Annotated in this window: 12 protein-coding genes; 7 read left to right on the top strand and 5 right to left on the bottom strand. The window is 61.9% G+C overall.

The window, feature by feature from the left end:
* Positions 1 to 34: 34 nt before the first annotated feature.
* Both SM130_RS22155 and SM130_RS22150 read right to left on the bottom strand, forming a co-directional pair.
* Entirely contained in the window at positions 35 to 508 is a 474-nt protein-coding gene (locus SM130_RS22155) for a response regulator (protein ID WP_102826757.1), read from the bottom strand.
* On the bottom strand, positions 509 to 2,779 hold the full coding sequence (locus SM130_RS22150; RefSeq protein WP_102826758.1) for an ATP-binding protein: 2,271 nt from the start codon (positions 2,777 to 2,779) through the stop codon (positions 509 to 511).
* 225 nt (positions 2,780 to 3,004) lie between these two features.
* Here SM130_RS22150 and SM130_RS22145 point away from each other — a divergent pair, with 225 nt between their 5' ends.
* Together SM130_RS22145 and SM130_RS22140 are read left to right on the top strand one after the other, a co-directional pair.
* A complete protein-coding gene (locus tag SM130_RS22145; protein WP_102826759.1) occupies positions 3,005 to 3,412 on the top strand; it encodes an SMI1/KNR4 family protein in 408 nt (135 codons plus the stop codon).
* Positions 3,413 to 3,494: 82 nt separating this feature from the next.
* Complete coding sequence (locus SM130_RS22140) at positions 3,495 to 3,869, top strand: DUF3301 domain-containing protein (protein WP_102826760.1); 375 nt, start codon at positions 3,495 to 3,497, stop codon at positions 3,867 to 3,869.
* Between the two features lie 4 nt (positions 3,870 to 3,873).
* On the opposite strand, the gene SM130_RS22135 is transcribed toward SM130_RS22140, so the two are convergent.
* A complete protein-coding gene (locus SM130_RS22135) occupies positions 3,874 to 4,860 on the bottom strand; it encodes a CobW family GTP-binding protein (protein ID WP_102826761.1) in 987 nt (328 codons plus the stop codon).
* Positions 4,861 to 4,931: 71 nt separating this feature from the next.
* Between SM130_RS22135 and SM130_RS22130 the strand changes: the two genes are divergently transcribed.
* The gene (locus SM130_RS22130; protein ID WP_102826762.1) at positions 4,932 to 5,294 is read left to right on the top strand and encodes an NADH:ubiquinone oxidoreductase; all 363 of its coding nucleotides are present in this window, start codon (positions 4,932 to 4,934) and stop codon (positions 5,292 to 5,294) included.
* Between the two features lie 52 nt (positions 5,295 to 5,346).
* Here SM130_RS22130 and SM130_RS22125 read toward each other — a convergent pair whose 3' ends face one another.
* Entirely contained in the window at positions 5,347 to 5,874 is a 528-nt protein-coding gene (locus tag SM130_RS22125) for a DUF3617 domain-containing protein (RefSeq protein WP_102826763.1), read from the bottom strand.
* Between the two features lie 167 nt (positions 5,875 to 6,041).
* Here SM130_RS22125 and SM130_RS22120 point away from each other — a divergent pair, with 167 nt between their 5' ends.
* The 4 genes from SM130_RS22120 to SM130_RS22105 all read left to right on the top strand — a co-directional run bounded on the left by SM130_RS22120 (position 6,042) and on the right by SM130_RS22105 (position 11,370).
* The gene (locus tag SM130_RS22120) at positions 6,042 to 6,557 is read left to right on the top strand and encodes a sigma-70 family RNA polymerase sigma factor (RefSeq protein ID WP_102826764.1); all 516 of its coding nucleotides are present in this window, start codon (positions 6,042 to 6,044) and stop codon (positions 6,555 to 6,557) included.
* The gene (locus tag SM130_RS22115; protein ID WP_102826765.1) at positions 6,557 to 7,519 is read left to right on the top strand and encodes a FecR domain-containing protein; all 963 of its coding nucleotides are present in this window, start codon (positions 6,557 to 6,559) and stop codon (positions 7,517 to 7,519) included. Before SM130_RS22120 ends, SM130_RS22115 begins: the two co-directional genes overlap by 1 nt.
* 99 nt (positions 7,520 to 7,618) lie before the next feature.
* Complete coding sequence (locus tag SM130_RS22110; protein ID WP_102826766.1) at positions 7,619 to 10,096, top strand: TonB-dependent siderophore receptor; 2,478 nt, start codon at positions 7,619 to 7,621, stop codon at positions 10,094 to 10,096.
* 68 nt (positions 10,097 to 10,164) lie between these two features.
* The gene (locus SM130_RS22105; protein ID WP_102826767.1) at positions 10,165 to 11,370 is read left to right on the top strand and encodes a PepSY-associated TM helix domain-containing protein; all 1,206 of its coding nucleotides are present in this window, start codon (positions 10,165 to 10,167) and stop codon (positions 11,368 to 11,370) included.
* 137 nt (positions 11,371 to 11,507) lie between these two features.
* Here SM130_RS22105 and SM130_RS22100 read toward each other — a convergent pair whose 3' ends face one another.
* The gene (locus tag SM130_RS22100) at positions 11,508 to 12,143 is read right to left on the bottom strand and encodes an SCO family protein (RefSeq protein ID WP_102826768.1); all 636 of its coding nucleotides are present in this window, start codon (positions 12,141 to 12,143) and stop codon (positions 11,508 to 11,510) included.

The following is a 12,143-nucleotide window of genomic DNA, read 5'->3' as shown; positions in this document are numbered from 1 at the left end:
ACGGCCCGCCAGACGGTGACGGGCAGAGGCTCGTTCAGTGCTTTTCTTCTTTGCTGCGTACGCGCTTGAGTCGCAGGGAACCAGGTGGCGGCTCGTTGAGCACCGCCCAGAAAATCCCGAGGTCGGAAATTGCAGCGACAAAATCCTTGAATTCGACCGGTTTGACCACGTAAGCGTTCACCCCGAGTTCGTAGGCTTTCATCAAGTCGGGTTCTTCCCGCGATGAGGTCAGCATGACCACCGGAATGCTGCGCAGCTCGGCGGTGTCGCGTACCGTTTTGAGCACTTCCAGCCCGTCGACCTTGGGCAGTTTGAGGTCGAGCAACAATACCGCTGGATTGCCATCGGCCCGCTCGGCATAGGTGCCGGTGCGCAACAGATAATCCAGCGCTTCGGCGCCGTCACGCATGATCACCACTTCATTGGCCAGCTGGCTGCGCTCCAGCGCGATCAGCGTGAGTTCCAGGTCGTGGGGATTGTCTTCAACCAGCAGTATCGGTTTCAGCATTCAAATGTCTCGGTCCGGAAGGGACGACGTATAGGTCAGTTTAGGTAGCGAGAAATAGAAGGTGGAGCCCTTGTCCAGCTGGCCTTCAGCCCAGACCTGGCCATCGTGACGCTCGATGATTCGGCGCACGCTTGCCAGGCCGATACCGGTGCCTTCGAACTCTTCCATGCGATGCAGCCGCTGGAATACGCCGAACAGCTTGCCGGCGTACTGCATGTCGAAGCCGACGCCGTTGTCGCGCACGTAGACCACGACCTCGCCGGAGCGTTGCTCGGCGCCCACCTCGATCACGGCCACATCGCGGGTGCGGCTGTACTTGACCGCGTTGTCGATGAGATTGCGCAACACCATGTGTATGAAGGCTGCATCGGCCACGACGATCGGCATCGGCAACAGGTGCCATTCGATCTGACGGCCCTCACAGTCAGGCGCCAGCTCCTCACGAATCGAGGCGACCAGGGCAGCGAGATCGACATCCGACAGACGCAAAGCCGAACGGCCCATCTGCGAAAAACTCAGCAGGTTGTCCACCAGGGTGCCGGCGAAGCGTGCCGCGTCGGCGATGTTGTCGAGAAAACGCACGCCGCGCTCGCTCAGCTGGCCTCCTTCGGTTTCGCTGAGCAGTTCGGTATAGCCAGCGATATGCCGCAGCGGCGCGCGCAGGTCGTGGGAAACGCTGTAGGAGAACGCCTCCAGTTCCTTGTTGCTGGCGCGCAGCTCGCCGGCCAGCTGGGCCATTTCCTCGGCCTTGCGCAGGACGATGCCGAGCACGGCGTTACGCAGTTCCAGCGCGCCTTCGATCACCACCTGATCCCAGGGTTGCGCATAGCCACGCAAGGTTTCCTGCCACTGCTCGAAGCTGTGCCGCGGGCTGAGCGCGCCGCTTTCGCGGTCGATGCGCTTCTCCGGCTGGCCGGCCCAGTTGACGGTCTTGATTTGCTCGCGGCGGAACCAGATCAGGTAATGCGCGTGCAGACGGGAGATGGAGATGGCCATGATCCCGGCGCTCTGCTCGGCCAAGGCCGGCATGTCTGGGATGTCACGACTGATGCAGTCGCTATGGAAAATCAATTGGTCGCGCCGTTCGCCCAACCAGCGCGTCAGCTGCAGGATCTGCTCGTTGTCGGGTGTCGTGCCGACGGTTTCGCATTTGTCCGCAGAAATGATCGCAGCGCCGTCAGCAGCAGCGAAGCCCAGCACGACTTCGGGCAGGTGGCGAAAGCCCGCGACCACGCTGTCACGGTCGGCCATGGCCGAAAGCAGATGCACGATCTGCTGGCGCAATCCCAGCTTGCGCTGTGACAGGGCTTCCGTTTCCCGTGCCTCGATCTGCAGCGAGAGGATGCGCCCGAGCAGCTCGCAGGCGGTACGGGTTTGGTAGCTGACCGCGCGAGGTTCGGCGTCATGGCAGGAGATCAGCCCCCACAGCCGGTCGCGGATGACGATGGAGATCGACATCGACGCCAGCGTGCCCATGTTGCGCATGTACTGCAGATGAACCGGCGATACGCTGCGCAGCGCGGCGAAGCTCAGGTCCAGCGGCGCACGCGAATTCGGATCGAGTGCCGGCACCAGAGGCGAGGGCGTGTAGTTGGCATCCTGAATCACGCGGATCAGGTTTTCCCGATACAGGCGGCGCGCCTGTTGCGGAATGTCTGCTGCAGGAAAGCACAGCCCCAGGTAGCTCGGGTAACCGGGATCGGCGACCTCCGCCAGCACCAGCCCGTTGTCCTCGGCGTCGAAACGGTACGCCTTGACGCGGCCGAAGCCAGTGATGCGCTTGACCTCTCGGACTGCCAGGTGGCACAGCGCTTCGAGTTCGCGCGTCTCCTGCAGTTGAACGACAAAGGTGCGCATCAACGGATACAGCTCATCGTAGGCCTGATGTGCGTTGTCGGCGCGCTCAAACTCGAGGATCAGGCGGCCGCCGTGGCGATGCCCGAGCAAGGCGAAGGTCTGATCGGCCGAACCCTCGAGGCGGAAGTTCACATCGCTCAGGTGGAACGGGTTGTGGTCATCGTCCGTCAGCACTTTCAGGCCGGCCTCGATACGCGGCGTCGGTAGCAGGGTGGAAAGCGGCTGGCCGAGCAGTGACTGGGCGTCGATCCCGAGCCAATGCCGGATGTTCTCACTGGCCTGCTGCACGCGCAGTTCGGGCTCGCTGACCACCAGCAGAAAACCGTGGGGCTGGATGCTGCCGGGAATATGGATGGGTTCGTCAGCGCATCGGTCGATGGCCTGGCGCAGGTCCGAGGCTTCGGTAGTGGTCATTGCGTGTCCTTGTTCAGGCCGGTACGGACCGGATATGACGGGCAGGCACCAATGCAAGTTGCTACCTAACGTCTGCGATTGTGCAGATTGATCGTGCGGGTTGCAGGGAAAGTCTTAACCGAGTGTTTTGCTTGGCTATGCACTTTAACGCGACAGAACTGGCTCGCCAATCCAGCGGACTGTATAAACGGGGCCTTGCCTGGGGGCATACGACAGGAGGTGGGTGTGGAAGAAGTTATCGAACAGCTGCGCGAACTCAACGAGCCGGTACCGGTGCCGCTAGAGCTGCCAACCGACGATCTGCTGGTGGAGATCGAAGAGCAGCTGTTGATCAATCTGCCGTTCGGCTTGCGTGAGTTCTTGCTTGAGGTCAGCGATGTGATTTACGGGCGCCTGGAGCCGGTCACCGCCACCGACCCGCAGTCGCATACCTACCTGCCGGAAGTTGCCGCCAACGCTTGGGACGCCGGTGTGCCGCGCGATCTCATCCCGATCTGCCAGGACGGCCGTGACTACTACGTGGTCGATCTGGACGGCGAGGTCACGCTGTGGAGCGGCGACGAGACCGAGCTGACCGAGGAAACCTGGGAGTCGGTCTGGCATTGGGCTCGCGACGTCTGGCTGGAAAGCTGAGGCGGATGAACGTCAGCATCGGCACGGCAGCTCGGCGACCGCCTGCTAAGCTGTGCGCCCGCCGGTCACTTTCCGAAATCCCATGCTGACTCTGAGCAATCTTTTCCTGTTCATGCTGCTGGCAGCGGCCGGCGCCTGGCTGTGGCACTCCCATGGCATACGCGAGCGTGCCCTGCTGGCGGTACGTCGGCACTGCAAGAAGGTCGATGTCGAGCTGCTCGACGGCAATGTCGCCTTTCGCAAACTGACATTGCTGGCCGATGCGCGTGGCCAGCGCCGGCTCGCGCGCATCTACGGTTTCGAGTTCACCGTCACCGGTGAGCAGCGCCATCCGGGCACCATTGTCATGTTCGGTGCGCAGGTCGGTCGTATCGAACTGGCCGCTCATCCATTCCAGCCCAAGGAGGAGCCGGGACGGGTGATCCAGCTGGACGACTGGCGCCGCCCAGGCGACTGAGCGCTCAATCGCGGATACGACAGCCTTCCATGGCGCGTTCCAGCTCGGCCTGTGGCTGAGGCTCGCTGAAGATCAGCTCAAACCTCGAATCTCTGCGCCACTCGCTGCTTTTGAACGTCAGGGCCTGGCCGTCCAGCGCATTGGCCGACTGCCAGCCGCTGCGGCCATGGACGACCAGCTTGGCGCGAAGCCAGGGCCAGCGCGACAGCCATTGCGCAAGCTGGTCGAGATCGAAACGCTGGCTCGGGTGCCAGCGCCAGCCGATGCTCCAGTTATCCGGTGTCGCCTGCACCTGGCAGATCGGCTGGGTGGGGTCGAGCCAGATATGCGGCAGCGTTGCCGGGCCCGTCGGCAGCGTGGCTACCTGCGATTGCTCGCTGGCTCGCGCGTCGATTCCCGGCAGCTTGTCGATGGGCAGCCGGCCTTGGCTGGTCCAGAACAGCGGGCGTTGCGGCAGTTTTTCAGTCAGTTCTTTGCGCGTTGTTTCGTCGAGCGATTCGCTCTTGTTCATCAGCAACAGACCGGCGTCAGCCAATGCATGTTGTTGGCTATCGGGTAGCGCCTGGCCGCGGCGCAGGGCATCGGCATCCAGCACCAGCACGGTCGGCTGAACGGCCAGCACCGTGAGCCACGGTGCCTGCCCGAGCTGGCGCAGCAGCTCGGCCGGATGCCCCAGGCCGGAGGGTTCGATCAGTAATCGATCCGGTTTTGCCTGCCGCAGCAGCCGGGCAAGCCCAACCTGGAATGGCACACCGTTGACGCAGCACAGGCAGCCGCCGGGGATTTCGGCCAGGGTAACGCCGTCTTCGCCGGTACTCAGCAGCGCGGCGTCCAGGCCGATCTGACCGAATTCGTTGATCAGCACCGCCCAGCGCTCGTCAGCCGGCTTCTGGCTGAGCAGCTCACGGATCAGGCTGGTTTTGCCGGCGCCCAGCGGGCCGGCGATGAGATGGGTCGGGATATGTTCGAGCATGGCGGCTATGGTGCGCATTTTGCGTTGCGGCTGGAAGGAAAAAAGCCTGCCCGTGATAAAGTCGCCGCGATTGGAAGAGGGATGAAATCGTGCGGTTACCGTTCTTGCTGACAGCCGTTTGCGGCGCGCTCGTTACTGGCGACGTCATGGCCGAGGCCTGCGTCATTCACAGCCACGACGACAGGGTAGAAGTGACGCTGTGTCAGGCGAATATCAATATTCCCGCCGAGCTGTTTCGCAGCGGCTTCTGTCAGCCGCAGCTGAAGGATCACGAGGTCAAGGTGGAGTTCGTCGAGCAGTGCCCGGATGGCGCGTTCGGCATCTGCCGCAATGCCCAGGTTTCAAACATGCCCTATCGCCAGGACATCCATTACTACGGCGTCGCTAGCGACGCGCGTTTTCTCCAGCCAGCATGCGAGCAGAACAGCCAGGGCGCATGGGCGGACCAATAGCTCAACCCCAGTATCCATGGGGGTTTCACGTGGAACCTAGGCCCATCGGCGCTCAGCGTGCCGGCTTCAGCGTGCCGCAGTCCTCGGCGACCCACCGCGCATGGGATTCGATCCGTGAGCTTCCGGTCTCGGTGCCCTGACGGTATTCACTGCTCACGGTACTGACGAATTCCTTGTTGCTGACAAAGCGCGTCTCACCCTGGCCGCGAGCGTCGGGGCATTCGAAGCGGAACTTCCACATCTTGTCGCTGCGCTCGGTGATTTCCTGGGTACAGGCCGGGTCGTCCTGGAAGGGCAGTTCGTCCGCCTCGACCTGTGCCTTGCTCAGGCAGATCTGCACGCCCTTGCTGCCCAGCTGTACGCCCTGTGCCGCCAGCATCTCTTCCATCATCCGGCGCTGATCGGCAGGCAGGTTCTGCATCTGCGCCAGCATCGCGTCCATGCCCGGCATCTGCTGTCCATCCACCTGAATGTCGCCGCTGCTGAATTCCCAGAGGCCGGGCAGGATCTTCTGTGCGTGGGCGGGCAGCAGGGTCAGTGACAGGGCCGCAAGAACGGCCAGGCGGGGCAGGTATGTCATGGTGCTTTCTCCGGCAATCGTTGGTTTCTTCAAGCCTAGCCGAGCTTCGGCAACGCGGCGCCAGGATCGCGGCCGATCATCTGGTCGATCAGCTGCAGCGATTGTTCGTGGATTTATGTTGTTGAGAAGCGTTAGCATTAAAGCCTGCAGCGCTCACGGGAGGCGGCATGGCCACTGAAGGTATGGTTCGGCAGCAGATGCTGCATCGGCTCTACAGCGATCATCACGGCTGGCTGAACGGCTGGCTGCGGCGCCAGCTGGGCTGCAATCAGCGGGCCGCCGACCTTGCACAGGATACTTTCGTGCGGGTAATGACCAAGGACGCGGACATGAGCGCCATCCGCGAGCCCCGAGCGTATCTGCATACCATCGCCAAAGGCTTGTTGATCAACCACTGGCGGCGTCGGCAGATCGAGCAGGCCTATCTCGACGCGCTGGCGCTGCAGCCCGAGCCGGTGGCGCCGTCGCCGGAGTCGCAGGCGCTGATCGTCGAAACCCTGCTGCAGATCGACGCCATGCTGGCCCAGCTGCCGGCCAAGGTCCGCAGCGCTTTTCTCATGTCCCAGCTGCAGGGCATGACCTATGCCGCAATTGCCGTCGAACTCGGCGTGTCCGAACGCATGGTTAAGAAGTACATGGCGCAAGCGATGTTGCATTGCTTGATGCTGGTAGCGGAGGACTGATGGGCATCGACTACCGCGTGCTGCAGGAAGCAGCGAAATGGTTTGCTGTGCTGCAGTCCGGTTCGGCCAGCGCTGGTGAGCGGGATGCCTGGGCTGCGTGGCTGCAGCGGCCGGAGCATGCCCAGGCCTGGGCCAGAGTCGAGCGCATCAGTGGCCAGTTCCAGCCGTTGGCAAGCGATGCCGTCGGGCGAACTGCTGGGGTCATGCTGCACGGCCACCAGCCGAGCCGGCGGCAGGCACTGAAAGTGCTATCCGTGCTTTGTGGCGGCGCTGCGCTCAGTCTGGCTGGCGGCTCGCTGCCGTGGCGACAGTGGTCCGCGGATGAACGCACCGCGGTCGGCGAAGTGCGCGATCTACGTCTGGCTGATGGCTCGCACCTTTGGCTCAATACCGATACGGCGGTTGATATTGCCTTTGACGCGAACGCGCGGTCGTTGGCGCTTTACCGCGGCGAGCTGCTGATTGATGCCCCCGCCAGCCAGCGTGCGCGACCGCTGCTGCTTAATAGCCGCGAAGGGCGTGTGCGCAGCGAGCAGGCAGCGCGCTTCTCGCTGCGCCAGGAGGACGGCAGGACCCGCCTGAGCGTGTTCACTGGCGTGGTGGATATCCAGCTCGATGGCTTTGCTACCACCCGCGTGAGTGCCGGCCAGCAGACCGACTTCGGCAGCCGTCATGTCGCCCCGCTGACGGCAGCCCGGGCCGAGCATCAAGCCTGGGCCAGCGGCGTATTGCTGGCCGACAACCAGCGCCTGGAAGACTTTCTCGCTGAGCTGTCGCGTTATCGCCACGGCTACCTCGGTTGTGACCCGCGGATCGCCGATCTGCGCGTAGTCGGAGCCTTTCCCCTGGGCGACACCGAACGTGTCCTGGAGGCCCTGGCGGCGACCTTGCCGGTGCGCATCGAGCGGCGCATGGCCTGGTGGGTCAGCCTCGAACCTGCCGCGAAGCGAGTCGATGCATGACGCAATACGGACGCGAATAAAAAATATTCGCATCCGCAGTTCCCTTTCTTGAATCTGGTCGGGCATAGGGCTAAATCCGTCACTCGAACAGGAACACCCATGCGCTCGACCGCCTTGCCGTTCATTCCCAATCGCTCCCGCGCCCTGGCGCTCGGCATTCGTGCCGCGCTGCTGTGTTTGCCGCTGGCTAGCGTCGTGCCTGGCGTTGCTCTGGCTCAGTCTGCGACCCAGCAGACGGTACGCAGCTACGACATCCCCGCCGGCCCGCTATCCAGCGCGCTTAGCCGCTTCGCCGGCGAGGCGGGGGTGTTGCTCTCGGTGGACGGCAGCCTGCTGCAAGGCCTGCAATCGAACGGGTTGCAGGGGCAGTACGGCGTTGACGATGGTTTCGCCGCGCTGCTGCAGGGCAGCGGCCTGCAGACCGTACGCGACGGCCAAGGCAACTACTCGCTGGCGCGCCGCACGGCGCAGACCGGCGCCGTCGAGTTGCAACCGATGACCGTAGAAGGCTTCGCCCTGGGCAACGCGCTGGGCTCGATGGAGGGCTATAACGCCACGCATAGCAGCGTGGCGACCAAGACCAGTATGCCGTTGGTGCGCACCTCGCAAAGCGTTTCCGTGGTAACGCGCGAGCAGATCGACAAGCAGGGTTCGATGACCGTTGCTGAAGCTGTGCGTTACACCCCGGGCGTACTCAGCAACCCCTATGGCAACACGCGACGCTACGACTACTTGGCGATGCGCGGGATTAATGATGGTTCGGTCGACAACATCATCATCGACGGCTTGAAGTCCATGGGTGATCCTGGCTCATACAGCAGCTTGCAGATTGATCCTTATTTCATCGAGCGTATCGACGTGCTCAAGGGGCCGTCTTCGGTTCTGTATGGCCGCAGCAATCCCGGTGGGTTGGCGTCGCTGACGACCAAGCGGCCGCAGTTCACCGATGCCGCTCGCATCGATCTGACTTACGGCAGCAACGACTATAAGAGCCTCGGCTTCGATGTCACCGGACCACTGAATGAAAATATTGCCTATCGCGTAGTCGGTGTGGCGAAAGACGCTGATAGCCAAGTCGACTATGTCGAAGAAACCCGCTACACGCTTATGCCTAGTCTGACGCTGAACCTCAGTGAAGACACCAGTCTCAATCTCTATGCCTATCTTCAGCGCGACCCCAACGGTGGGTATCACGGAAGTCTGCCGGCTTCCGGAACGTTGGATAAACGTAACGGCCGTCGCTTATCCGGTAGTTTCTTCGAAGGCGATCCGGATATTGAAGAGTTCAAGCGTACGCAGACCATGGTTGGCTACGAGTTCCAGCACCGATTCAACGATGTATGGAGTGCGCGGCAGAATGTCCGTTATCTGGATGCGGAAGTTGAAAACAGTCAGGTCTGGCAGAGTGGTTATTACGGCGCCACGAGCGACCTGCTATATCGCGGTTTCAGTGGTGGCGAGGAAAGTTTGCATGCATGGATAGTAGATAACATGCTGCAATCGGAGTTTGCCACTGGCTCAGCACTTCATACTGTCGTGTTCGGTCTGGATTATCAGTACACCAAGAACAAAACACTTGATGAATTTGATTTCACTTCGGTAAGCCCACTGGACATCGCTAACCCAATTTACCCAGATAACGCGTTGTCCGACCTCGCTGTCAGTAGTAATGCATTACGTCGACAGAAGCAGGCCGGACTATATGTACAAGACCTGATTGAACTGGGCAGTTGGAATCTTTCGTTAGGCCTACGCCAAGACTGGTATGACGTCTCGATCGATGATGCGGTTCGCGGCAAGGATGCAAATCAGGGCGAGAAGCTTAGCGGCCATGTCGGAGTGCTCTATGCGTTTGAAAACGGCATTTCCCCCTACCTGAGTTATTCGACTTCTTTCAATCCGACGTCCAACTATTCCAGTGGCGCTCAAATACTGGAGCCGACTACTGGCAAGCAGTGGGAGACCGGCGTGAAGTACCAGCCGGTCGGCAGTGACGACCTGTATACCCTGTCATTCTTCACGATCGACATGGAGAATCTATTCGCCAAGGAGAACAGTCTAGTCACTGATAACTTCTATAAAGGCGTCGGCGGTGTGAAGTCGCGAGGAGTTGAGCTTGAGGCTCGGGTAAGCGTAACGCAAAATCTGCGTTTGCTCGGCAGCGTCACGCTTAACGATGTGGAGTACAGCAAGAGTTATTACGCCTATAACTCGGCGGGTGGGGTTGTTGACGCAAAAGGCAACACCCCATATCAAACACCGGAGCGCATGGCGAGCCTGTGGGCTGACTACAATTTCGCCGATGAGCTGTTGGCGGGTTTGAACATTGGTGCTGGCGCGCGTTATGTCGGTTACAGCTGGGGCAACGATGCGCATGATTTCAAAGTGCCGTCCTACACACTGTTCGACGCCTCCATCGGCTATGACCTCGGTCGAGTCGGGCTGAAAGGCACATCCGTACGCCTCAACGCCAACAACCTGACCGATGAGTACTATGTGGCGTCCTGCTACAACGCGTCCTCGTGCTACCTAGGTGCGGAGCGCAATGTCGTGGCGACCATCACGCATCAGTTCTGATCAATAAACCAGCCGCCGGCCCTGACAGGCCGGCGGCTTTGTGCTTTCTGAAAGACGGACAACCGACGATGCGATCAATTCTCGTGCTTGTGCACCGCTACATCGGCCTGGCCACCGCGGTATTCCTGTTTCTTGCCGGCATAACCGGCAGCATCTTGGCCTTCCACCACGAGCTGGACGAGTGGCTCAATCCGGAGTTCTACCACACCACCAGCGAGGGGCCAGTGCTGGCGCCAGGGACGTTGGTCGAGCGGGTCGAGCAGGCCAACCCGCGCATGCAGGTCTGGTACATGGAGTTTCCCAGCGAGCCGGGTCACGCCGCGTTGATGGCGCTGGTGCCGCGCAATGATCCGGCTACCGGCAAACCCTTCGCTGAGCGCGCCGTAGTGCATTATCTCGACGTGGTAAGCGGCGAGCCCGTGGGCACGCGTTACTGGGGCGAATGCTGTTTCTCGCGCAAGAACTTCGTGCCGTTCATCCTCGAGTTCCACTACAACCTGTCGCTGCCGGGCAACTGGGGGCTGTGGCTGATGGGTATCGTGGCGATCGCCTGGGTGATCGACTGCTTCGTCTCGCTCGTGCTGACCTTTCCCCGTGGGCGGCCGTTTTTCAGCAAGTGGTGGACGGCCTGGAAGATCAAGCGTCAGCGGATGAATCATGACGTGCATCGTGCCGGTGGCCTGTGGCTATGGCTGCTGCTGGTGCCGGTGGCCGTTAGCAGCGTGGCGATGAACCTGCCGGAGCAGGTGTTCAAGCCCGTGGTTTCGCTGTTCTCCCCGGTGGAGCCGAGCGTCTACGAAGCCCGCGGGCGGATGCAGGCGGAGCAGCTGGGCACAACCGCCTACGACTTCCATCAAGCCTACGACTACGCCATGCAGCACGCCGCCGAGCTCGGCCTGACCGAGGCGATCACCGAGCTGTACTACAGCTTCGAATACAACTTCTACGGCGCCGGTTTCGGCGAGCACGACAGCAACCAGGGCAACGCCTGGCTGTTCTTCCATGGTACCGATGGGCGTCTGCTCGGCCAGGAGATTCCCGGTCAGGGCACGCTGGGTCAGCAGTTCCACCTGCTGCAACCGGCGATCCACGGCGGACGCATCCTCGGCCTGCCGGGGCGCATCCTGATTGCGTTGCTGGGCGTGGCGATTGCGGTGCTGTCGGTGACCGGCGTGGTGATCTGGTGGCGCAAGCGCCGGGCGCGCATCAGCGCGGCGCTGCGTGAACCGCGCAGAGGAAGTGCGGCCTCGGGTGATCCGGTCGGCGAGCCATGATGGTATGAGGCGAATCGAGGATCATCCCCTCACCTCAGCCCGCTCCCCAAAGGGGCGAGGGGGCGGGCGGTTAAGCCCAGTGCCAGGTGTCGTCTATACATGCAGATGAAGCGAGCCATGCCGGCGAGCTCGCGGCCTCACTGCGCCCGGTTGACCAGCTCAGGTAGTTGCTCAGCCAGCTTCTGCACCCGCAATGGCGAGCGGACAAAGCCCTGCTGGCGACCGTCCGGGCCGATGAGGACCAGATTGCCGCTGTGGTCGACGGTGTAGTTCTCCTTGCTGGTGTCGCCGGGGATGAAGGGGATGCCGACACCGTTGGCCAGCGTCTGGATATCGTCCAGCGGGCCGGTCAGACCCTGAAACCCGGCGTTGAAGTAGCCGAGATATTCCTTGAGCTGGGCCGGCGTGTCGCGGTTCGGGTCGACGCTGACCAGGATGATGTGCAGTTGCTCGCGCACCGCCTCCGGCAGCATGCCATTGAGTTGGCGCAGCTCGGCCAGCGTCGTCGGGCAGATGTCCGGGCAGAAGGTGTAGCCGAAGAACAGCAGCGTCCATTGCCCCCCAAGTTCGTCCAGCTTCACCGCTTCGCCGTCCTGATTGGTCAGGCTCAGCGCCGGCACCGTGCGGCTCTGTGGTAGCAGAACGATGCCGGCGTCGAGCAGCTGGGTGGGGTCGAGCTGACGCTGGCTGTTGAGCACCTTGTAAACCGTCAACCCGACGACCAGCGCGATCAGCGCAACGAGGATGAAGACGGTTTTCTGGATGCGGGTCAT

The organism is Stutzerimonas stutzeri (assembly GCF_038561965.1).
Classification (GTDB): Bacteria; Pseudomonadota; Gammaproteobacteria; order Pseudomonadales; family Pseudomonadaceae; genus Stutzerimonas; species Stutzerimonas stutzeri_AA.
This window is presented reverse-complemented; position numbering and strand designations above follow the sequence as displayed.

Bases quoted from the DNA above. Each gene is read 5' to 3' on its own strand.
- SM130_RS22155 (WP_102826757.1), bottom strand. From the start codon at position 508: ATGCTGAAACCGATACTGCTGGTTGAAGACAATCCCCACGACCTGGAA.
- SM130_RS22150 (WP_102826758.1), bottom strand. From the start codon at position 2,779: ATGACCACTACCGAAGCCTCGGACCTGCGCCAGGCCATCGACCGATGC.
- SM130_RS22140 (WP_102826760.1), top strand. From the start codon at position 3,495: ATGCTGACTCTGAGCAATCTTTTCCTGTTCATGCTGCTGGCAGCGGCC.
- SM130_RS22135 (WP_102826761.1), bottom strand. From the start codon at position 4,860: ATGCGCACCATAGCCGCCATGCTCGAACATATCCCGACCCATCTCATC.
- SM130_RS22125 (WP_102826763.1), bottom strand. From the start codon at position 5,874: ATGACATACCTGCCCCGCCTGGCCGTTCTTGCGGCCCTGTCACTGACC.
- SM130_RS22120 (WP_102826764.1), top strand. From the start codon at position 6,042: ATGGCCACTGAAGGTATGGTTCGGCAGCAGATGCTGCATCGGCTCTAC.
- SM130_RS22115 (WP_102826765.1), top strand. From the start codon at position 6,557: ATGGGCATCGACTACCGCGTGCTGCAGGAAGCAGCGAAATGGTTTGCT.
- SM130_RS22110 (WP_102826766.1), top strand. From the start codon at position 7,619: ATGCGCTCGACCGCCTTGCCGTTCATTCCCAATCGCTCCCGCGCCCTG.
- SM130_RS22105 (WP_102826767.1), top strand. From the start codon at position 10,165: ATGCGATCAATTCTCGTGCTTGTGCACCGCTACATCGGCCTGGCCACC.
- SM130_RS22100 (WP_102826768.1), bottom strand. From the start codon at position 12,143: ATGACCCGCATCCAGAAAACCGTCTTCATCCTCGTTGCGCTGATCGCG.